Raw genomic sequence first — 22,062 nt, 5'->3', positions numbered from 1 at the left:
CGATTTCGACGGGGCACGCATGAGCACCACGTCTTCACAGCCAACTTTCATCCTGGCGCTCGATCAGGGCACGAGCAGCTCGCGCGCCATCCTGTTCGATCACGCGGGCAACGTGGTGCGCATCGCCCAGCGCGAATTCCGGCAATATTATCCGCATCCCGGCCACGTCGAGCACGATCCGTACGAGATCTGGCAGTCGCAGCTCGCCGTCGCGCACGAGGTGCTGACCGCGGCCAACGTCAGCGGCACGCAGGTGCGCGCCATCGGCATCACGAACCAGCGCGAGACCACGGTGCTATGGGACCGCAAGACCGGCGAACCGGTCGGCCGCGCGCTGGTCTGGCAGGACCGCCGCACCGCCCCGCTGTGCGAGCAGTTGCAGAACGACGGCCATGGCCCGCTGTTCCAGCAGAAGACTGGCCTGATCATCGATGCCTATTTCTCGGGCACCAAGCTGCGCTGGATGCTCGACAACTACGAAGGCGCCCGCGCGCGCGCCGAGCGTGGCGAGCTCGCGTTCGGCACCGTCGATAGCTGGCTGATCTGGCAGCTGACCGAGGGCCGCCGCCACGTGACCGACGTGTCCAACGCGGCGCGCACGCTGATGTTCAATATCAACGATTTCCGCTGGGACGACGACCTGCTGGCCGTGCTCGATATTCCAAAGAGCCTGCTGCCGGACGTGGCGCCATCGAGCGGCGAAGTCGCGCGGACCTCGGCGCGGCTGTTCGGCACCGAGATTCCGATCGCGGGCATCGCGGGCGACCAGCAGGCGGCGACGTTCGGGCAGGTCTGCCTGTCGCCGGGCATGGCCAAGAACACCTACGGCACGGGCTGCTTCATCCTGATGAACGCGGGCGACAAACCCGTGGCATCGCAGAACCGTCTGCTCACGACCATCGGCTGGCAGATCGGGAGCGATACCCAGTATTGCCTCGAAGGCGGCGTGTTCATGGGCGGCGCGACGATCCAGTGGCTGCGCGACGGCCTGAAGATCATCGAGAGCGCGCCCGAGGCGGAAGCGCTCGCGCGCCAGTGCGACGACACCGGGGGCGTGGTGCTGGTGCCCGCCTTCGCTGGCCTCGGCGCGCCGCACTGGGATGCGTTCGCGCGCGGCACGATGGTCGGCATCACGCGCGGCACGGGCCGTCCGCATATCGCGCGCGCGGCGCTCGAGTCCATCGCGTTCCAGAGCGTGGACGTGCTCCAGGCCATGGAGAAAGACGCGGGCCTGCCGCTGGCCGAGCTCCGCGTGGATGGTGGCGCGTCGCGCAGCGACCTGCTCATGCAGATGCAGGCCGACCTGCTCGGCACCCCCGTGGTACGCCCGCGCGTGACCGAAACCACGGCCCTCGGCGCCGCCTACCTGGCCGGCCTCGCCACCGGCTACTGGAGCGATACCGAAGAGATTCGCCAGCAATGGCAGGTGGAGCAGCGCTTCGAGCCGCGGCTCTCCGCCGACGAGCGCGCGCAGCGCCTGCGCCGCTGGCATCGCGCGGTGGCGCGCGCACGCGACTGGGCCCGCGACGATGACGAGCACGACAGCGGCGACAGCCGCCCTGCCGCCCGGCCCTCCTGAATACCGTTGATCCCTACTGTCATGCAGAATCCCGTACCTTCCGTCCAGCCACCTTCGCGCGCCGAGCTGCTCGCCACGCTCGAGCGCGAACCGCGCTGGGACGTCATCGTCATTGGCGGCGGCGCCACCGGCCTCGGCACCGCGGTCGATGCCGCATCCCGTGGCTATCGCACGCTGCTGCTCGAAGCGGCCGACTTCGCCAAGGGCACCTCGAGCAAGGCCACCAAGCTCGTACACGGCGGCGTCCGCTACCTCGCACAGGGCAATATCAGCCTGGTCCGCGAGGCGCTGCACGAGCGCGGCCTGCTCGCGCGCAACGCCCCGCACCTCGTCTGGCCGCTCGGATTCGTGGTGCCGGCCTACCAGATGTTCGACCAGCCGTTCTACGGCATCGGCCTCAAGGTCTACGACATGCTCGCGGGCGGGCTCAACCTCTCGGGCAGCCGCTGGCTCAGCCATCGCGAGGCGCTCGCTGCGGCACCGACGCTGGCCGAACATGTCGGCGGCCGGCCGCTGCGTGGCGGCAATCTCTATTTCGACGGGCAGTTCGACGACTCCCGGCTGGCCACGGCGCTGATGCGCACGCTGTTCGATGTCGGCGGCGTGGCGCTCAACTACATGCGTGTGACGGGCCTGCAGCAGAAGAACGGCGTGATCACGGGCGTGACCGCGCAGGATGCCATCGGCCCCATCGACGAAACCCGCACGTTCGAACTCCGCGCGGATTGCGTGATCAACGCCACGGGCGTGTGGGTCGATGCCATCCGCCAGATGGAAGACGGCCAGGCGCGCACGATGGTCGCGCCGAGCCAGGGTGTGCACCTGACGCTGCCGCGCAGCTTCCTGCCCGGCGATCGCGCGATCCTCGTGCCGAAGACCGACGACGGCCGCGTGCTGTTCATCGTGCCCTGGAACGGCCACACGATCGTCGGCACGACCGATTCTCCGCGACAGGACCTGCCGCTGGAGCCGCGCGCGACCGGCGACGACGTGGACTTTATTCTCGAGACGGCCTCGCGCTATCTCTCGCGCGACCCCACGCGCGCGGACGTCACCAGCGTGTGGGCGGGCCTGCGTCCGCTCGTCAAGGCCACGGGCGAATCGTCGACGGCCTCGCTGTCGCGCGAACATACGATCCTCGTGTCCAAGGCCGGCCTGATCACGGTGACGGGCGGCAAGTGGACGACCTATCGCAAGATGGCCGAAGACGTGATCGGCACCGCGATCCAGCGCCAGCTGCTCAAGGCGGCGCCGGGCGTGACGGCCGAGCTGCCGCTGCATGGCGCGACCGACCTGCCGGCCGACCTGCCCGCGGCCAACTCCGGCTCCCCGGACCGCTACTATGGTTCCGATCTGCCGCTGTTGCGCGCGCTGCCGGGCAACGACGACATCATCGTGCCCGCGGCGGGGCTGACGGCCGCGCACGTGCGCTTTGCCGCGCGCCATGAACTCGCGCGCCGCGTGGAGGATGTGCTCGCCCGCCGCAACCGCGCGCTGTTCCTCGATGCCCGCGCGGCCGTGGCCGGCGCGCCGCGCGTCGCGGAAATCCTCGCGGAGGAGCTGGGCCACGATGCCGCATGGCAGGAAACCGAAGTGGCCTCGTTCGGGGCGCTGGCCAAGGGGTACATGCTCGAGTCGTAACGAAAGAAGGGGGGGGATACCATGCACGCACGCCCATGCTTTGCGACGCTCAAACCGGTCATGCCGGCCATGCTGGCGGCACTGGCCATCGCGGGAATCGCCCCCGCGGCCGCCCAGCCGCGGCTCGACAATCTGCGGTTCCAGGACAACCGGGCCGTGTCCTACCAGTGCGACGGCGGCCGGCGCCTGGCCGTGCGGTATCTCAACAGCGCCGACAACAGGCTGGCGCTGATGCGCATCGAGGACAAGCCGATGCTGTTCGTGAACGTGATGAGCGGATCGGGCGCGCGCTACGCGGCGGGCCGCTACGAATGGTGGACCAAGGGCGAGGAAGGCAACCTGCGCGACCTGATGGCCGCGCAGGACGCGCCGCCCGTGTTCGCGAACTGCCACGCGGCGAGATAACTCGGCGATAATGCGGGCTATCGCATCACGGAGAACACCATGGACGAGATGGACGAGATTGACGATCTGTCCGATCTGCCGATGCCCCGCTTTATCTGGGGCTTCGCCATCGCCACCGACAAGGGCGGCGACATCACGCACGACGAATTCGAGTACCTCACGCACACGCGCAGCCCGCGCTTCACGTGCCGCGTGGTCGAACTCGAGGACATGCCCGCCGACAGCGACGAAAGCGGCATCGACGGACGCGTGGTGCACTACGACGAGCCCGACCGCCTGTTCTACATCACCGATGCCGGCATGGCACTCGTGAACTTCCAGCTGTTCGACAAGCTGCCGGAGAAGAACAAGCTCAAGAAGGTCTGCGACGAAGCCATCGCCAACTGGATGCTGCGCCGCGAATTCCTCGACGAGGAAGAGGAAGACTGATCAGTCTCCGAGACCTTTTGTTACCACTTCGCCCATCAGGCCATTGATCCCGCCCGGGTGATCCTTGGCCAGTTCCTGCAGCCGGGCGACGAGCTTGCCGTCCAGCTTGCAGGCGAAGGGCACGAGGCCGGCGGCCTGATCGAGCCGGCGCTGTTCGCGGCGGTCGATCTTCTCGCCCTGCCCACCGGCGCCACCGCGCACGGCTGCCGCGTGCTTCATGTCGTTGTTGATCTTGAGACCCTTGTTCTTTTCGAGATCCGTCTTTTTCACGACCGTATATTCCCAGCAGAGCCAATAAAGGGCGCCATTCTACCCGGCGCGGACCTCGATGAGTCCCGACGCCACGCGCTCGATCTCGCAATAAACGGGCATGGCCTCGAGCGGGCCCGTGCAGCCGACGCCTGAAGCCTGGCTCGCATCCGCGCCCGGGGGCAGGAATACGAACGCCATGCCGGGCTGCCAGCCCGGATGCTTGCGCAGGCTGTCGTTGAGAATATCGAGGTACTGCGCGCGCGAGAAGACCTGCTTCGCCATGTCATGCCTCCATGTTCGGACCGCTGCGGGCATCCTAGCATGGCGCCATGGCGCGGTCAGCGATGGCCGTGACCGCCGCCATGCCCACCATGGCCGCCATGCCCGCCGCCGCGGTGTCCCCCGCCGTGGCCGTGGCCGCCCCCATGACCGCCTCCATGCCCCCGCCCGGGGCCGCCGTGGAAACCATGGCCCGGATGATGGCGCGGCGGATGGCCGTATCCCGGCCCGTAGCCATGCCGCGGACCGCCGTAGTAGCCGCCATGCCCGCGGTCCCAGCCGCCGCCCCGCATGACCCAGCCATTGCCGCCATGCACCCAGTGCGGCGACTGGTAGACATACCCGGGCCGCGCATGGGCCCAGCGGCCCTTGCGCCAGTGGTGGCGGTGATGGTGGTCGTCCCACCCCCAGTAACCGGGCTGCCAGACGTAACCGGGACGCGGGCCGGGCACCACCTCGTAGATCGGCGCCGGCGGCGGCGTGTTGATGCCGATGGCGACGTTGACCTGCGCCTGCGCCGACGGCACGTACGCGATGGCCAGCAGGGCTGCGGCGGCGGCCACTACGGGACCCGCCAGCGCGAGGATGCGGCGATTGAAACGGCGACAAAGCATATAAACCCTCATGTTGTTGTCTTGTGCGGGAAGCATTTGATCGCAGTCTAGCCACCCTTTCGCCGCTTCTATGTAAGAAAGGGTATCGGGAAATTACGAAGCCGCAGGCGTTTGACCGATGCCGGGCGCAGACATTTAGGTCTACAGTTCCCGCGAGTCGCGCCGAAAAGTAGTGAGGCCCTGCGTGCCCTGGACCACCGACGCCGCCATGAGAGCGGACTACCGTATCCATCACGCCGTGCCGTTTAGTGTCGATCATCGATGTCGATCATTCGTTGACTGCTATCGCCTTTTCTCGCCCCGGCGCCGCGCGCCCTCACTTCGACATGGCCGCCCACTTCTTCTGCCGCGCCGGGCTGGCGCTGGCACTCGTGACCGCCCAGGCGGCAATGCCGTCGCCGATCGCGTTCGCGCAGGGCTCCGCCGTCACCGGACTGCCGCCGGCGCCCCCCTCTGCGTCTCCCTCGGCGCCCGGCTCCCGGCAGGACGCGGTGGCGCGCGTGGTCCTGAGCCTGCTCAGCTACGCGCGCTGGCCCACCGAGCGCGATACCGTGCGGCTGTGCGTCGACACCGGCACGCGCTACGCGGGCAAGCTCATGGAAGGCGGCGCGCTGACGACGGGCCGTTTCGTCGAGTCGCGCCGGATCGACCTGATGACCGAAGCCATCGCGCCCGCGTGCGACGCGCTGTACGTCGGCACGGTCTCCGACGCCCGCCGCAAGCGCCTCGCGGACGAACTGGCGGGCAAGCCGGTGCTCGTGATCGCGGAGGAAGATTTCGAGTGCGAGGCGGGCAGCATGTTCTGCCTCAATATCCGCGACAACCAGGTGTCGTTCCGCGTGAATCTGGACTCGATCGCGCGCAGCGGCATCCATGTCCATCCCGGCGTGCTGCAGCTCGGCCGGCGCAAGGCGCCCGCATCATGAACGCGCCGCGCAACCCGTCTTCGTCACAGCCGTCTTCGTCACAGTCGTCTCCGGTGACGACGCCCAAGGCGCGCCCCGTCCGAAAGACGCATGCGCGGCCGACCCTGTATGGCACGCTGCGACGCATTCACCTGAGCGTGGCGCTGATCGCCGTCTGCACGGCCGGCATCTCGCTCACCGCGCTCGGGCTCACCGCGCTGCGTGCCTATGCCGATCACAACCTGCGGCTGGTCGCGCGATCCATTGCCTATACGGTGGAGGCGCCCGTCGTGTTCCGCGACACCGCGGCCGCCACCGAGACGCTCTCGCTCATCGCGGCCACCGAGGACGTGGCGATGGCGAAGATCTTCGATCGCGACCATCAGCCGCTCGCGGCCTGGCAGCGCGCCGACTCGCACCGCTTTCCGGCGCTGCAGCGGCTGGCCACGGACCTGCTGACGTCGGGCCCCGTAGAGCAGCCGATCTATCACGAGTCGCAGCAGGTCGGCAGCGTGCAGGTGGCGGGCGATCCCGTCGCGCTGCTGCACTTCCTCGTGCAGGGCACGCTGGGACTGCTCGCCTGCCTGCTGCTCACGGCCATCGGCGCGCACTACATGTCCAGCCGCATGCTCGTCCATATCATCGACCCCGTGCGTAACCTGATGCGCGTGGCCCATGCCGTGCGTTCCCAACGCGCGTTCGATCAGCGCATGCCGCCCGCGCGTATCGCGGAACTCAACGCGCTGGGCGAGGACTTCAACGGCCTGCTCGACGAGCTCGAGGCATGGCAGAGCCAGATGCAGCACGAGAACCGTTCGCTCGCGCACCGTGCGACGCACGACGGTCTGACAGGATTGCTCAACCGCGCGGCATTCGAAGAGGCACTGGAACTCGCGGTTCGCAGTGCCGCCGCGCGTAACCAGCATACCGCCGTGCTCTATCTAGACAGTGACGACTTCAAGAACATCAACGACCGCCACGGCCACGCGGCCGGCGATGCCGTGCTGATCGGCATCGCGCAGCGCATCCGCGGCTGCATGCGCGAGACCGACCTCGTGGCGCGTCTCGGCGGCGACGAATTCGCGGTGCTTGCAACGGGGCTGCGTCAGCCCGAGGATGCCGCGCAGATCGCCGAACATATCCTGGAGGCCATGCAATCGCCGCTGCTGCTCCCCAGCGGCGGCACGATCGTCGCGCCGATGAGCATCGGCCTGGCGATCTACCCGGTGCATGCGCGCAGCGCCAAGGGCCTGCTGCATGCGGCCGATGTCGCGATGTACGGGGCCAAGCGGCACTCGGGCGCCACGTGGCGCAGCGCCGAGCCGACGCCGCCCGACACGCTGGTCTGAGGAGTCTTCGCCGATGCCGCTCCCGCTCGCGCGCCTCGCCCGGCTCGCCGTGACCCTGCTCGTCTGCACCGTCGCGATCGCGGGCTGCCAGACCGTGCCGCCCGCGCCGCCGCCCGAACCGCCACCGCCGAAACTGAGCCCGACACAGGTCACGGTGCTCAAGGAGAAAGGGTTCGCGCTGACGGATCAGGGCTGGGAACTGGGCATGCCGCACAAGGTGCTGTTCGGTTTCGACGAGCACACCATCAGCGGCCCCCGCCGGTTTTCGGTGCTCGACGTCGGGCGTGCGCTGTCGCGGGCCGGTATCGAGCATGTGCGTGTCGACGGGCACACCGACGACGTCGGTACCGACGAGTACAACCGGATACTGTCGTTACGCCGCGCGCTGGCGGTGGTCAGGCTGCTGGTGGAGGCGGGTTTCGCGCGCGATCACATCGAGGTGCGCGGACTCGGCAAGTCGCGGCCGGTGGCCGATAACAAGACCGCCGCGGGACGCGCCGAGAACCGGCGCGTGGCGATCATCGTGACGGTGGACTGAACGCGTTCGATCATTCGAACGCGCTTATTCGAAAGGATTCGGCACGCGCGACTCGGGTTCGTCCACGAGGTCGAACTCGTCGCGCACGTCATCCACCACGGCGCGGATGCTGGCTTCGTAGCCGCGCGCATTGCCAAAGCGCGCCATGTCCCAGTTTCGGCCGCGCGCATCGCGTGCATGGGGGACGGGATCGGGCACGCGGATATGCGCGCCGTCGTCCGCAATCTCGTCGATCTGGTGCACGCGCCGGCTGACTTCTTCCTTCAGGACACGGCAGCTACGTCCGCGCTTGGCCATGACTGGCCTCCAATCGGTGGTTCGTCCGCGGGCATCGTAGCACGCATGCCGCGATCGGTCAGGACGCGGTCAGCTCGTCGCTCGATGCCAGCTTGGCGGCCTGATAACCCGCATACAGCTTCGCGAACACGGGGCCCGGCTTGCCGCTGCCGATCGTGCTGCCGTCGAGCGTGACCACCGGAAGGATCTCCTTCGTGGCCGACGAGATGATGATTTCATCCGCGGCGAAGACTTCGTCGCGGGTGATGCGGCGTGCCTCCAGCGAAATATCCATCGCCGCGCACAGCTCTTCCATCAGGCCGTAACGGATCCCTTCCAGAATCAGGTTGTCCTTCGGCGGTGCCGCGACACGGCCGCCCTTCACCACCCAGACGTTCGACGACGATGCCTCGGTCAGAAAGCCGTCGCGGAACTGGATCGTTTCGGTCACGCCGTGCTTCGCCGCATTCTGCGCCGCCAGCACATTCCCCAGCAGCGACGTCGACTTGATCTGGCAGTTGAGCCAGCGGCGGTCTTCCATCGTCACGCACGCCACGCCCTTCTCGCGCAGTTCCGCCGAGGGCAGCACGAGCGGATTGGTCATGACGAGTACGGTCGGCGTCACATCCTTCGGGAACGCATGTGCACGCTTGGCCACGCCGCGCGTGACCTGGATGTAAACCATCTGATCGCCCAGTGCGTTAGCAGTCACTACGCGCGTGATCAGTGCCAGCCATTCGGCGGTCGAGAACGGATCGGGAATGCCGATCGACGCCAGGCTGCGCTGCAGGCGCGCCAGATGCTGCTGCGCGCGGAACGGCTTGGCGTCGTACAGCGGAATCACTTCGTAGATGCCGTCGCCGAAGATAAAGCCGCGGTCGAGGACGGGGATGCGCGCTTCGGACAGGGGGAGCATTTCCCCATTGAGATAGACGACGGGTTCGGTCATGGCTGAGGCGATTTCGCGTAAAGGCGAGGAGGAGGAATGCCACGATTCTTCCACACCGCGCGGGGCGCCTCCATGCAAAAACGGCATGCCTTTTTCGCGCGACCGCAATCTTCGCAAATGCACTGAAACCGTGCGGCGCGACCGGTCTGCAGACGGCATGTTTCCTGCTCGAACAAGCGTTTCAGACGGCGGGGTGGCGATACCGCCGCCTATGATCGATGAGAGTGTTGCTTCCGTGAAACAGAGCCCAGTGCACGCCCTATGTATTAATTTCAATTCCTTTGCTTCGTGCAATGAATTCGGACAACATCAAAACGCCCGTCTGTGGCGAAACGATCGGCTAAAGATGGGAACTCACAAGTGAACGAAGCGGCTCTTCAATACCTGACCGAGCGTCACTGCGCCACGCAGTGGCGCGACTTCCTGGGTGCGCTCGGCGAAGAACTCGTCGCGCAGATGAGCCCCGACGGCGCGCGTGAATTCATGGCGCGTATTGGTGCACGTTTCGCCCAGCGCTTCGACCTCGGCCCGTGCGGCACGCTCGCCGAACTCGAGCGGGCGATCGCGCAGGTCTGGCTCGACGTCGATTGGGGATGGACCGGCATCGAGGACAACGGCGACGCGCTCGTCATCCGCCACCATTGCGCGCCGCTGCGCACGGCATTCGGCGAGTCATCCGACGCGTGGAGCAGCGCGTTTCTGCAAGGCGCCTATCAGCACTGGTTCCGCATGCTCGGCTCTTCGGAAACGCTTCAGGTTTCCCAGCAATCTGCCGTGGATGCGACAGGGAGTGTGGAGTTTCGCTTCGGACGATGACTGGCGCGCCCCGCAAGCCGGAGCGTATCCGGCGGCAGCCGCCAGGAAAGTAAATTGCCATGAGCCAGTCAGACGATCTCACCAAGCTGTTCGACCGCTTCGGCGGCCGCCAAGATACCTACCGCGAGATCGTGCGCGAGGACGCCGCCAAGGAGGCACGCGAGCGCTGGCCGCTGCTTGCCGCGATGCGCGCGGACCAGTCGATGCCGACGCCGCCGGTGCAGGCAGCGTCGCTGACATCGGGCATCCAGCCCGTGTCCGCCGCCCAGGCCGATAGCGGGATCGGTGCGCGCTTCGCGGCTTCGGCGCCCGACGCCGTTACCACATCGGTCGCTCCGGCCGCCCCGGTCGCACCGGTCGCTGCCGCGCCGCAGGCGGTGGCCCCGGCATCCCCCGCGCAGCCGCTGTGGCAACCCGCATCGCCGGTCGCCGCGCCCGCCCTGCCGCCGCTCGAGCCCCCCGCACACGCACCGCGCGCGGCAAGCCCGGCGCCGGGCACCCTGCAGAACGTTTTCGCACGGCTCGAGGGCCGTACCGAGGCGCCGGCCACGGCCGAGCGCGCCCCCGTTCGCCGTTCTTTCCTCGACCGTCTGAATCGCTCGTGAAGATCATCGCCGTTGTTTCCGCCAAGGGCGGCGTGGGCAAGACCACGCTGTCCGCCAATCTCGCGGAGTCGCTCGCCCAGGCCGGCGAACGCGTGCTCGCGGTCGACCTCGACCCGCAGAACGCGCTGCGCCTGCACTTCGGCATGCCGCCGCAGGACGTGGCCGGCCATGCGCGCGCGACGCTCGCCGGCGAGCGGTGGGTCGAGAGTATCTATCAGGGCCGCTCGCGCGTGCTCGTACTGCCGTTCGGCAGCCTGACCGAAATCGATCGCGCGAACTTCGAACAGCATCTGGCCACGCATCCGAACTGGCTGCGCAGCCAGCTGGACGCACTGGGCCTGGGCCGCAATGACGTGGTCGTCATCGACACGCCGCCGGGCCCCTCGCCCTATATGCGCCAGGCGCTGACGAACGCGCACCTCTGCGTGGCCGTGACGCTGGCCGATGCCGCGTCGTACGCCACGCTGCCGCTGATGGAAGACCTCATCCACACCTATTGCGCGAGCCGCCCCGACTTCCTCGGCCAGGTGCACGTGATCAATCAGGTCGACGTCAGCCGCCAGCTCGGCAAGGACGTCGTGCAGGTGCTGCGCGACCAGCTCGGCAGCCGCGTGCTCGGCGTCGTGCATCAGGACCAGGCCGTGCCCGAGGCGCTGGCCTACGACCGCAGCGTGCTCGAGTACAGCCCGCACAGCCAGGCGGGCAACGATATCCAGCGATGCGCCGCGTGGCTGCGGCAACGACTGAGCACCGTCCAGGGAGAGACCGCGTGAGCGCGACGGCGAAAGACAAGGCGAACGCGGGCAAGGCCAACACGGGCAAAGCGAAGGCGGGCGCGAAACCGTCGGCCCGGCGCCGCGCGCGTTCGGGCAGCGGCGTGGTCCATCGCCTGATCGACCGCTTTATCGCGCTCCCCCTCTGGGACAACGCGATCGTCCGCACGATCGCGCTGCTGCTCGGGCTGTTCATGTTCGCGCTCGTGATCAGCGTGCCGCTGGACTTCTACCAGCAGATCGCGTTCGCCGCCGTCAGCTTCGCACTCGCGATCTACCTGAACCGCGTGCGCGGCCACCTTGCCACGCTGATGCTCGTGCTGCTGTCGATCGCCGCGTCCAGCCGCTATATGTACTGGCGGCTGACGGAGACCGTCGGTTTCGAGAGCTGGATCGACGCGGCGTTCGGCTTCGGCCTCGTGCTCGCGGAAATCTACGCGTTCCTCGTGCTGCTGCTCGGCTACTTCCAGACCGCATGGCCGCTCAACCGCAAGCCGGCGGCCATGCCCAGGGACGTCTCGACGTGGCCGACGGTCGATATCTTCATTCCGACCTATAACGAACCGCTGTCGGTGGTGAAGCCGACCGTGTTCGCGGCGATGTCGCTCGACTGGCCGCGCGAGAAGATCAACGTCTACGTGCTCGATGACGGCCGCCGCGAGGAGTTCCGCGCGTTCTGCGAGGAAGTGGGTGTCACGCACGTCATCCGCAATCACAATCGCCACGCCAAGGCCGGCAATATCAACGAAGCGCTCAAGAGCACCAACGGCGAGTACGTGGCGATTTTCGACTGCGACCACATTCCCACGCGCTCGTTCCTGCAGGTCTGCATGGGCTGGTTCATCAAGGACCACAAGCTCGCGATGCTGCAGACGCCCCACTACTTCTTCTCGCCCGACCCGTTCGAGAAGAACCTCAATACGTTCCAGGACGTGCCGAACGAAGGCGAGTTGTTCTACGGCCTCGTGCAGGACGGCAACGACCTCTGGAACGGCACGTTCTTCTGCGGCTCGTGCGCGGTCATCCGCCGCGCGCCGCTGCTGGAAGTGGGCGGCATTGCCATCGAGACCGTGACCGAGGACGCGCACACCGCGCTCAAGCTGCACCGCAAGGGCTACGGCACCGCCTACCTCGCCATTCCGCAGGCGGCCGGCCTCGCCACGGAAAGCCTGTCGGGCCACGTGGGCCAGCGTATTCGCTGGGCACGCGGGATGGCGCAGATCTGCCGGCTCGACAATCCGCTGCTGGGCCCCGGCCTGAAGCTGCCGCAGCGGCTGTGCTACCTCAACGCGATGCTGCACTTCTTCTATGGGTTGCCGCGGCTCGTGTTCCTGACCGCGCCACTGGCCTACCTGCTGTTTGGCGCGCACGTGATCCAGGCCCCGGCGCTGACGATCGCGATCTTCGCGCTGCCGCACCTGCTGCACGCGAACATGACGAACTCGCGCGTGCAAGGCAAGTTCCGCCATTCGTTCTGGAACGAGGTCTACGAGTCGGTGCTCGCGTGGTACATCATGCGGCCGACGATGGTCGCATTCTTCAACCCCGCGGCGGGCAAGTTCAACGTGACGCCGAAGGGCGGCGTGATCGAGGAAGCGTACTTCGACTGGATCATTTCGCGGCCCTACCTGATCCTGCTGCTCGCCAACCTCATCGGCGTGGGCATCGGCATCGGGCGGCTGACGGTATGGAACACGCACGAGGCGACCACGGTCGTGCTGAACCTGATCTGGACCGTCTACAACCTGATCATCCTCGGCGCATCCATCGCGGTGGCCAGCGAATCGCGCCAGATCCGCGTGGCCCATCGCGTGGCGATGAAGCTCCCCGCCACGCTGCGCTTCGCCGATGGCCGCGCGGTCGTCTGCGAGACCGTGGACTTCGCCGAAGGCGGCCTCGGTATCCGCCTGCCGCAGGGCGTGCCGGCCAGCGTCGGCGATTCGGTACAGATCTCGCTCTACCTGCAGAACGCCGAGCATACGTTCCCCGCGCGCGTGGTCTTCCATGGCGCGCGGCACACGGGGCTCGAGCTCGCGAAAATGTCGCCGCGCGAAGAGATGGCCTTCGTGCAGTGCACGTTCTCGCGCGCCGATGCGTGGATCGACTCGTGGGGGAACAAGCGCCGCGACGCGCCGCGCATGGCCGCGAGCCAGATCTTCCGCATCGGCCTCATGGGCTTCCAGAACGTGATGTTCCACCTGAGCCGGGAGATGCGGCATCTGTTCCGCCGCAAGTCCGCCACGCCCGCCGCGTCCGGCGGGCAGGCGGGACGCTGACCCACACCCGTTACGCTCGCATTCAGCACGCATGACCGGCCGCACATGTCCCGTGACCGCCGGAACCGGAAACCCGATTTCATCCGATCGATGACGCCCGATACGTCTAGCACGACCGATTCCTCCGCCAAGTCCGCCAAGCCTTCGAGACTGGCCGCCGCCCTCGTCTGCCTGACGCTGCTGCCCGCGACGATGCCCGCGCATGCGCAGACGCTGCTCGCGCAATCCCAGCCGCAACCCGATCCGTCGCCGCGCTCCACGGGGACGGCCGCGGTCATGGCCCCGCTCTCGAACGCCCCGGTTCCCGCCGCGCCACCCGCGCGCGGCGCGTCCCGCACGCTCGCGGTCACGCTCAAGCAGCTCGGCGCCGACGGCCCGTTCCAGCTGCGCGGCGTCGATGGCATCAACGGCGTGCCGTTCTCGGTGCGCGCCGACGAAGTGGTGACGGGCGCGAAGCTCAAGCTGCGCTACAACTATTCGCCGGCGCTGATTCCCGCGCTGTCGCATATCAACGTGATCATCAATGGCGAAGTCGCGGCCACGGTGCCGGTGCCCAAGGAAACGGCGGGCACGAGCCTCGACCGCGAGGTCACGCTCGAGCCGCGTCTGATCAGCGAGTTCAACCGCCTGAACCTGCAGCTGATCGGCCACTACACGACCGAGTGCGAGGACCCGTTCCATTCGAGTCTCTGGGCGACGGTCAGCAATGCAAGCGTGCTCGAGCTGACCGTCACGCCGGTCGCGCTCGCCAACGAACTGTCGCTGCTGCCGCTGCCGTTCTTCGACCGCCGCGACGTGCGCCAGCTGAACCTGCCATTCGTGTTCGCGGGTGCGCCCTCGCCGGCCACGCTCGAGGCCGCGGGGGCCGTATCGTCGTGGTTCGGCGGCCTGGCCGGTTATCGCGGCGCGACGTTCCCCGCCGCGCTCAACCAGGTGCCGTCGTCCGGCAACGCGGTGGTGTTCGCCACGAGCCAGGAACGCCCGGCTGGCGTCGAGCTCCCGGCCATCGACGGCCCGTCGCTCGCGATCGTGCCGAATCCGTCCGATCCGTCGGCCAAGCTGCTGCTCGTGATGGGCGCCAACAGCGCGGACCTCAAGGTGGCCGCGCGCGCGCTGACGCTCGGTGCGCGCGCGCTGTCCGGTCCGCGCGCGACCATCACCAAGCTCGACGACGTCAAGCCGCGCGAGCCGTACGACGCGCCGAACTGGCTGCGCAGCGACCGCCCCGTCCGCTTCGGCGAGCTCACGCCGGTGGCGGACCTCAACGTGTCGGGCTACAACCCCGACCTCGTGCGCGTGGGCTTCCGCCTGCCGCCCGATCTGTTCGGCTGGCGCAGCAAGGGCATTCCGGTCGATCTGAAGTATCGCTACACGCCGCGCCCGACCGTCGACAAATCGACGCTGAACATCAACGTGAACCGGCAGTTCCTGCGTGCCTACCCGCTGCGCGCGCTCAAGGACGAACAGGGCCGCGCGACGCGCCTGCTGGAAAGCGTGCTGCCCGACGGTTCCGCGCCCGCGCAGCATCGCCTCGACCTGCCGCTGTTCATGCTGCCCGCGCAGACGCAGCTGCAGTTCCACTTCTACTACGACTACCTCAAGCAGGGCGCGTGCAAGGACGTGCTGCTGGACAACGTCAAGGGCGCGATCGATCCCGATTCCACCATCGACGTCTCCGGCCTGCCGCACTTCATCTCGCTGCCGGACCTCGCGGTGTTCGGCAACAGCGGCTTTCCGTTCACGCGCATGGCGGATCTGTCCGACAGCGCCGTCGTACTGCCGTCGCAACCTTCCGCCGACGATTACTCGACGTACCTCACGTTGCTCGGCCGCATGGGCGAGTCCACGGGTTACCCCGCCACCGGCGTATCCGTCGTCGGCCCCGACGATGTGGCCAAGGTCGCGGCGAAGGATCTGCTCGTCATCGGCACCACGCAGGGGCAGCCGCTGCTCACGCAATGGGCGGACCGCATGCCCGTCTCGCTCACGGGCAATGCCAAGCGCTTTACGCTGACGGACGTGTATTCGTCGATCCTCGGCTGGTGGAACGGTGCCGACGGCACGCGCAACGCGCGCGCCGAGACGCAGCTCTCCATCAGCAGCGCGGGTACCGATGCCGCGCTCGCGGGCTTCGAGTCGCCGCTGCAATCGGGCCGCAGCGTCGTCGTGGTCACCAGCAACGCGACCAACGGTCTCCATAACGTTACCGACGCGCTGCTCGACCCCGATCGCCTGAAGGAAGTGCAAGGCAGCCTCGTGCTCGTGCGCGGCAAGGAAGTGGACAGCCTGGCCGCCCAGCAGACCTATGAAGTGGGACGCCTGTCGCCGTGGACATGGCTGCAATGGTGGCTCTCGCAACGCCCGCTCGCGCTCGTGCTGATGGCCGGCGGCGCCACGCTGCTGCTCGCGGCGCTGCTGTTCCTGTCGCTGCGCAGTCTCGCGCGCCGGCGCAAGGCGGGTCAGGCGTGATGGCGAATCGCGCGCGACGGCGCCACCTCGTCCAGCTCGCCCGCCTCGGCGCGGCGGGCGCCGCACTGCTTGCGGCACCGCTGGCCGCCTGCGCGGCACCCGCGGGCAAGGCACGGGCCGCGGCGCCCTGCCCCTGGCCGTTCTATCAGCAGTTCCTGTCGCGCTTCGTGCAGGCCGACGGCCGCGTGGTGGATCCCTCCACGCCCGCGCAGCACAGCACGTCGGAAGGCCAGTCGTACGGCATGGTGTTCGCGCTGATCGCCAACGACCGCGCCACGTTCGACCGGCTGTGGCAATGGAGCGTGGCCAATCTCGGCGCCGGCAATCTCGCCGACAAGCTGCCCGCCTGGCAATGGGGCCGCCGCAATGACAATTCGTGGGGCGTGATCGATGCCAATCCGGCATCGGATGCCGACCTCTGGTTCGCGTTCGCGCTGGCGGAGGCCGCGCGTGTCTGGAAAGCACCGGCCTATGGCGATGCCGCGCGCGCGCTGCTGACCCTCGTCGCGAAGCAGGAAGTGGTGACGCTGCCCGATTTCGGCACGATGCTGCTGCCCGGCCCGCAGGGGTTCGTCGAGGGCAAGCCCGATGGTCAACGGACATGGCGCCTCAACGCCAGCTATCTGCCGGTACCCGTGCTCCGCCGCCTTGCCGCGTTCGATCGCAACGGCCCATGGAGCGCGCTCGCGACGCAGACGCCGAAATTTATCGAGGCCGTGGCCAGGCAGGGCATCGTGCCGGACTGGTCCGCCTATCGTGCAGGGGGTGCGCGGGGTACGGGTGGCGATGCGTCGGGCTTCATCACCGATCCGGCCACGGGCGACCTGAGCAGCTACGACGCCATCCGCGTCTATCTGTGGGCCGGCATGACGCCCGCGGCCGATGGCGCGAGCCGCACGCTGATGCGCGCGCTGCTGCCCAACGCACAGCGCATGGATGGCCGCGCAGCGCCGCCCGAGAAGATGCATGCGGACACGGGCGCGCTCGAAGGCAATGGCCCGCCGGGATTCTCGGCCGCGCTGCTGCCGTTCCTCAAGCTGGCGGACTCGCCCGCCCTCGCCGCGCAGCGCGCGCGCGCGGAGGCGATGGTCGGTGCCCCAGCGGGACCTGCCGCACCCGCGTACTACGACACGGTATTGGGACTGTTCGGCCTCGGTCATATCGAAGGCCGCTATCGATTCGGCCCGTCTGGGCGACTGGAGATGGAGTGGGAGCCATCGGAAAAACGGGAGGGCCCATGTCGCGGCAAGACAGCCTGAAAAGACGAAGGATGGCCCCCGCACGTTCACTGATGTTCGGTCTGCTGGCCACGCTGGCCTCGACGGCCGGCGCGCAGGAAGACCCCGTCAAGGTGCTCGTCGATCAGGGCAAGTACTGGCAGGCGCGCGGCCGCGCCGATCGCGCGGCCGAGTCGTGGCAGAAGATCCTGCGGCTCGATCCGAACCAGCCGGAGGCGCTCTATGGCATGGGCGTCTCGGAACTCGAGGCGGGCCGCGCGGACAGCGCGCGCAGCTACCTCGACCGCCTCAACCGCGTGCAGCCCAATTCCGCGCTCTCTCGGCAGCTCGCGCAATCCATCCAGCGTGGCTCGGCAGGCACGCGCCAGCAGGTGGAACAGGCGCGCGAGCTCGCGCGCAGCGGCCAGGCCGAGGAAGCGGTCAAGCGATACGAGCAGGCCGCCGGCGGCGCCGTGCCGCAGGGCGACCTCGCGCTCGAGTACTACCAGACGCTCGGCGGCACCGCGCAGGGCTGGGATCAGGCGCGACGTGGGCTCGAGCAGATCGCGCGCAACAACCCGTCCGATGCGCGCGCGCAGCTCGCGCTCGCGCAACACCTGACCTATCGCGATGCCACGCGGCGCGACGGCATTCGCCAGCTCGAGACGCTGGCCGCGCGTCCCGACGTCGGCGCGCAGGCGGCCGAGGCATGGCGCCGCGCGCTGAACTGGCTCGGCGGCCGCCCCGCCGACGCACCGTTCTATCAGGCATGGCTCGCCACGCATGCCGACGATGCCGCCATTCGCGCGAAGCTCGATGCGATCACGCGCCAGAGCGAGACCGAGCGCGCATCCACGCCCGCCGCGGATCCGTTGCGCGCGGTGGCGCAGCAGGGCTTTGCCGCGCTCAATGCGGGCGACCAGGTGCGTGCCGCGGAACGCTTCCAGAGCGTCCTCGCGCAGCGGCCCAACGATCCCGATGCGCTCGCGGGCATGGGCGTGCTGCGCCTGAAGCAGGAGAAGTTCGCCGAGGCCAGCGACCTGCTCGAACGCGCGGCGCGCAATGGCGCGGGCACGCGCTATCGGCAGGCGCAGAACAGCGCGCAGTACTGGCTGCTCGTGCAGCAGGCGACGGCCGCGCGCGAATCCGGCAACCGTGCCCAGGCACGCCAGCTGCTCGAGCGCGCGGTGCGGCTCGACGCCAATGAGGTAAGCGCGCAGGTCGCGCTCGCCGATCTGCTGGCCGAGGACCGCCAGTACGCGCAGGCGGAGGCCGCCTACCGCCGCGTGCTGCAGCGCCAACCCGACAATCCCGATGCGCAGCGCGGCCTCGTCAGCGTGCTGTCGGCGCAGAACAAGAGCACCGAGGCGCTCGCGCTCGTCGATCGCATGACGCCCGCGCAGCGCGACAAGGTGGGCTCCGTGGGCCGCCTGCGCGCCGATCAGGCACGTGCCGAAGCGCGTCAGGCACTGCAGGCCGGCGATGCGGCCGGCGCGCGGCGCCTGCTCGAGGACGCGATGGCCGCCGACCCGATGAATCCATGGGTGCGGCTCGACGTGGCGCGCAACTACGTGGCGATGGGCATGCCCGAGCAGGCGCGGAACGTGATGGACAATCTGCTCGCCTCCGCGCCGAACAACGTGGAGGCGCTCTTCGCGAGCGCCCTGCTCGCGACCGAGACCAATGCGTGGCAGCGCGGTCTCGATCTGCTCGAGCAGATCCCCGCCGCGCAGCGCACGGCCGAGATGGGCACGCTGCAGCGCCGGCTGTGGGTGCACGCCGAAGCGGAACGCGCGAGCGGTCTCGCCAGTGCCGGCCAGCAGCCGGCCGCGCTCGGCGTATTGCAACAGGCAGAACGCTTTGCGCAGGGAGATCCCGAGCTGATCGGCGCGCTGGCGCAGGGCTATGCCGATGCCGGCGACGACCAGCGCGCGCTTTCGCTGATGCGCGGCGCGATGAGCCGTTCCGTGCTGCCCGACGTGGGCACGCAGCTGCAATATGCGGCCATCCTGCTCAAGACGCGGCAGGACATGGAACTGGCGGGGCTGCTGCGGCAACTCGCCGGCGCGCAGATGACCACGCGGCAGCGGCGCGACTACGACGATCTGCGCGTCGCGTATATCGTGCGGCAGGCCGACGCGCTGACCGAAGCGGGCGACCTCGTGGCGGCCTACGACATGCTGGCGCCCGCGCTGTCAGAGCGCGGCGGCAGCAGCGCCGTGCGCGCGAGCCTCGCGCGGATGTATGCGCAGGCGGGCGAGAACAAGCAGGCGCTCGATATCTACCAGAGCGTGCTTTCGCGCGAGCCGAACAACCTCGATCTGCGGCTCGCCGCGATCGGCACCGCGACGGCCGCGAAGGAGTATCGCTGGGCCGAGCAGGCCCTGCAGCCCGCGCTGCAACAGTCGCCGAACTCGGCCGCCGTGCTCACGGCGGCAGGTCGCCTCTACCGCGCGCAGGGCCGCAATGCGAAGGCCGAGCAGTACTTCCGGCAGGCTGTCGCCGCGGAGGCGGCCACGGGCAACGCGCTCGCCGACGGCACGCGGCCCCCGGGCGCGGGCTTCGACCGCGTTCCCGCGAACCCCTTCGTCGGCATGCCCGGCCAGCGGCGCGCGTCGCAGCTCCCACCCCCGGGTTCGGCGGCGCCGTACGCCGCCGTGCCCCAGACGGCCGCGCCGCAGGGCTTGGGTTACGCGGGCGTGCCCGCTTCCGCGTTGCAAGGCGGCGGCGGTTATGCCGGCGGTCCCGGCGCGCTGCCGCAGGGCGCCACTTACGCGGCGGTGCCGAGCGCGGCGCAGCCGCAGGGCATGATGCCCGTCGCGGCGGCGATGCCAGGCCAGCCGTATATCCCGATGCCCGTCTCGGCCGGCCAGACCGGCGGGCAGATGCAGGCTGGCATGCAAGCCGGCATGCAGGCCCCGTCGGCCTACTATCCCGCCGGCGCGCGTGCGGCGCTGCCGCCCGGCACGAACACCGCGCGGACGACATCACGCGCGGGTGCCACCTCGGCGCGCGGCAAGACGCCAGCCACGGTGCAGCCGTACCCGCAGCAAGCCTATGCGCAGTCCGCGTACCCGCAAGCCGGCTATCCACAGCAGGGCCAAACGCCGCCTGGCTATGCACAGCCCGCCGCGCAAGGGTATGCGCCACCGCAGGCGTACGCGCAGAACGCGCCCGCCCAGCAGCCCGGCTATGGTTCGCCGCAGGCCTACGCGGCCCAGCAACCCGCGCAGCCCGTGGCACAAAGCGCCCCGCAACCCTACGGCGCGCAGTCCCGCCTCCCATGGCTCGCCGACGCCGACGACAGCCAGCCGCAGCGCACCGGCCCCAAGACCGCACTCGACGAGCTGCGCGAGATCGAGCAGCAGCGCACGACCACCCTCGCCGGCGGCCCCATGCTCCGCGGCCGCAATGGCGACTCGGGCATGAGCCAGCTGACCGAGCTCCAGGTCGTGGCCGAAGGCAAGAAGGCCGTGGGCGACGGCAAGCTGATCGGCCGCGTCACGCCGGTCGCGCTCGATGCCGGCAACCTCGGCGGCGACTACAACACCGCCAGCCGCTTCGGCGGCGGCCCGCTCGCCTACACGCTGCCCTCCACAGGCAGGAACCTGTTCAACCAGACCCTGCCCTCCACTTCGGCAGGATCGCAAAGCGCATTCGGCGTGGCCCTCGGCATCGCGTACGAAAGCGATCGCTTCAGCCTCGACGTGGGATCGACGCCGCTCGGCTTCCGCTACACCGACGTCACCGCGGGCGGCCGCGTGAACTTCCCGCTCACGCAGCGCAGCACGCTGGCCCTCTCGGGCTCGCGCCGTCCGGTCACGGACAGCCTGCTGTCGTACGCGGGCGCGCGCGACGAGCGCACCGGCGCCACATGGGGCGGCGTCATGCAGAGCGGCGGCCGCGCCGACCTCGGCTGGGACGACGGCTTCTTCGGCATCTACGGGTACGGCGGCTACAGCGTGCTCGCGGGCCACGACGTCGAGCGCAACAACAAGTGGGAAGGCGGCGGCGGGTTCTACATGCGGCTGATCGACGACGAAGTGCAGCGGCTCACGTCGGGCATCAACTTCACGTCGATGGGCTATAGCGAGAACCTGCGCTACTTCACACTGGGCCACGGCGGTTACTTCAGCCCGCAGACCTACTTCGCGGTCACCGTGCCGCTCGCGCTGTCGGGCCGCTCGGGCCGCGTGGCGTACCACGTGCGCGGCGCGCTCGGCGTCCAGGCGTTCCGCGAGGACGATGCCGACTACTTCCCGACCAACCCGGGCCAGCAGACCGCGGCAAACGCGGCGGTGGCCGTGGCCAACCAGCAGAACCTGACGAGCCAGACGTCGGCCGTGTATCCGGGGCAGTCCAAGACGGGGCTCGCGTACAACCTCGTCGGCTCGGTCGAATACCAGGCCGCGCAGCAGCTGTTCGTCGGCGGCACGCTGGGCATCGACAACGCGCGCGACTACCGGCAGTGGTATGCCGGCGTCTACGTGCGGTACGCGCTCCAGAAACAGAACGGGGCGATTGCGTTCCCGCCCGTGCCGCCGCAGTCGGCGGTGGCGGCATTGCCGTTCTGACTGGCGATGGTGTGCCCCCCTCTCCCCCGGGGAGAGGGGCCGGGGAAGTGGGGCCGGAGAAGTGGGCAACCCTGTCGCCCAAGGGCGGGGGGGGGGGGGGGGCCCCCCCCCCCCCC

The 22,062-nt window shown here is 68.9% G+C and carries 19 protein-coding genes; 14 read left to right on the top strand and 5 right to left on the bottom strand.

The features are described 5' to 3' along the window. Positions 1-19: 19 nt before the first annotated feature. Genes glpK through AAHB16_RS23170 form a run of 4 tightly spaced genes read left to right on the top strand, consistent with a single transcriptional unit; the run spans position 20 to position 4,054 of the window. Entirely contained in the window at positions 20-1,579 is a 1,560-nt protein-coding gene (gene glpK / locus AAHB16_RS23185; RefSeq protein ID WP_150371210.1) for a glycerol kinase GlpK, read from the top strand. A gap of 21 nt (positions 1,580-1,600) precedes the next feature. Continuing rightward, entirely contained in the window at positions 1,601-3,220 is a 1,620-nt protein-coding gene (locus AAHB16_RS23180) for a glycerol-3-phosphate dehydrogenase/oxidase (protein WP_342052092.1), read from the top strand. A 21-nt stretch (positions 3,221-3,241) separates the two neighbouring features. Then, complete coding sequence (locus AAHB16_RS23175; protein WP_150371208.1) at positions 3,242-3,625, top strand: MliC family protein; 384 nt, start codon at positions 3,242-3,244, stop codon at positions 3,623-3,625. Between the two features lie 48 nt (positions 3,626-3,673). Next, positions 3,674-4,054 carry a hypothetical protein gene (locus tag AAHB16_RS23170; RefSeq protein WP_191002226.1) on the top strand — a complete coding sequence of 127 codons (381 nt, stop codon included), beginning with the start codon at positions 3,674-3,676 and terminating at the stop codon, positions 4,052-4,054. On the opposite strand, the gene AAHB16_RS23165 is transcribed toward AAHB16_RS23170, so the two are convergent. From AAHB16_RS23165 to AAHB16_RS23155, 3 genes are read right to left on the bottom strand one after another with little or no spacing between them, the layout of a single operon-like run. Continuing rightward, complete coding sequence (locus tag AAHB16_RS23165; RefSeq protein WP_150371206.1) at positions 4,055-4,324, bottom strand: hypothetical protein; 270 nt, start codon at positions 4,322-4,324, stop codon at positions 4,055-4,057. A gap of 39 nt (positions 4,325-4,363) precedes the next feature. Next, positions 4,364-4,588, bottom strand: a complete 225-nt coding sequence (locus tag AAHB16_RS23160) for a hypothetical protein (RefSeq protein ID WP_150371205.1) — start codon at positions 4,586-4,588, stop codon at positions 4,364-4,366. 56 nt (positions 4,589-4,644) lie between these two features. Then, positions 4,645-5,199, bottom strand: coding sequence for a YXWGXW repeat-containing protein (locus AAHB16_RS23155; RefSeq protein WP_191002180.1), 555 nt, complete (start codon positions 5,197-5,199; stop codon positions 4,645-4,647). A gap of 326 nt (positions 5,200-5,525) precedes the next feature. Between AAHB16_RS23155 and AAHB16_RS23150 the strand changes: the two genes are divergently transcribed. From AAHB16_RS23150 to AAHB16_RS23140, 3 genes are read left to right on the top strand one after another with little or no spacing between them, the layout of a single operon-like run. Next, complete coding sequence (locus AAHB16_RS23150) at positions 5,526-6,125, top strand: YfiR family protein (protein WP_446718126.1); 600 nt, start codon at positions 5,526-5,528, stop codon at positions 6,123-6,125. 53 nt (positions 6,126-6,178) lie between these two features. Further along, entirely contained in the window at positions 6,179-7,453 is a 1,275-nt protein-coding gene (locus AAHB16_RS23145; RefSeq protein WP_342052091.1) for a diguanylate cyclase domain-containing protein, read from the top strand. A gap of 13 nt (positions 7,454-7,466) precedes the next feature. Beyond that, complete coding sequence (locus AAHB16_RS23140; RefSeq protein WP_342052090.1) at positions 7,467-7,991, top strand: OmpA family protein; 525 nt, start codon at positions 7,467-7,469, stop codon at positions 7,989-7,991. A 24-nt stretch (positions 7,992-8,015) separates the two neighbouring features. On the opposite strand, the gene AAHB16_RS23135 is transcribed toward AAHB16_RS23140, so the two are convergent. Further along, on the bottom strand, positions 8,016-8,288 hold the full coding sequence (locus AAHB16_RS23135) for a hypothetical protein (protein WP_150371202.1): 273 nt from the start codon (positions 8,286-8,288) through the stop codon (positions 8,016-8,018). Positions 8,289-8,346: 58 nt separating this feature from the next. After that, positions 8,347-9,216, bottom strand: coding sequence for a D-amino acid aminotransferase (locus tag AAHB16_RS23130; RefSeq protein ID WP_150371201.1), 870 nt, complete (start codon positions 9,214-9,216; stop codon positions 8,347-8,349). A 360-nt stretch (positions 9,217-9,576) separates the two neighbouring features. On the opposite strand from AAHB16_RS23130, the gene bcsD reads away from it, so the two are divergent. Genes bcsD through AAHB16_RS23095 form a run of 7 tightly spaced genes read left to right on the top strand, consistent with a single transcriptional unit; the run spans position 9,577 to position 21,946 of the window. Continuing rightward, positions 9,577-10,032, top strand: a complete 456-nt coding sequence (bcsD, locus tag AAHB16_RS23125; RefSeq protein ID WP_150371200.1) for a cellulose biosynthesis protein BcsD — start codon at positions 9,577-9,579, stop codon at positions 10,030-10,032. Positions 10,033-10,091: 59 nt separating this feature from the next. After that, a complete protein-coding gene (gene bcsP / locus AAHB16_RS23120) occupies positions 10,092-10,637 on the top strand; it encodes a cellulose biosynthesis protein BcsP (RefSeq protein WP_342052089.1) in 546 nt (181 codons plus the stop codon). After that, on the top strand, positions 10,634-11,410 hold the full coding sequence (gene bcsQ, locus AAHB16_RS23115) for a cellulose biosynthesis protein BcsQ (protein WP_150371198.1): 777 nt from the start codon (positions 10,634-10,636) through the stop codon (positions 11,408-11,410). The genes bcsP and bcsQ overlap by 4 nt, the downstream gene beginning before the upstream one ends. Then, on the top strand, positions 11,356-13,686 hold the full coding sequence (gene bcsA / locus AAHB16_RS23110; protein ID WP_150371197.1) for a UDP-forming cellulose synthase catalytic subunit: 2,331 nt from the start codon (positions 11,356-11,358) through the stop codon (positions 13,684-13,686). The genes bcsQ and bcsA overlap by 55 nt, the downstream gene beginning before the upstream one ends. Positions 13,687-13,731: 45 nt before the next feature. Continuing rightward, positions 13,732-16,155, top strand: a complete 2,424-nt coding sequence (bcsB, locus tag AAHB16_RS23105; protein WP_223851397.1) for a cellulose biosynthesis cyclic di-GMP-binding regulatory protein BcsB — start codon at positions 13,732-13,734, stop codon at positions 16,153-16,155. Next, positions 16,155-17,414 (top strand): cellulose synthase complex periplasmic endoglucanase BcsZ, encoded by a 1,260-nt coding sequence (gene bcsZ / locus AAHB16_RS23100; RefSeq protein WP_342052133.1) that lies wholly within the window; start codon positions 16,155-16,157, stop codon positions 17,412-17,414. Before bcsB ends, bcsZ begins: the two co-directional genes overlap by 1 nt. Before the next feature lie 11 nt (positions 17,415-17,425). Next, complete coding sequence (locus AAHB16_RS23095) at positions 17,426-21,946, top strand: cellulose biosynthesis protein BcsC (RefSeq protein WP_342052088.1); 4,521 nt, start codon at positions 17,426-17,428, stop codon at positions 21,944-21,946. Positions 21,947-22,062 lie beyond the last annotated feature (116 nt).

The organism is Cupriavidus sp. OTU4054 (assembly GCF_038440175.1).
GTDB classification, from domain to species: domain Bacteria; phylum Pseudomonadota; class Gammaproteobacteria; order Burkholderiales; family Burkholderiaceae; genus Cupriavidus; species Cupriavidus pauculus_D.
The sequence above is the reverse complement of the archived record's forward strand: the minus strand, read 5'-3'. Positions and strand labels throughout refer to the sequence as shown.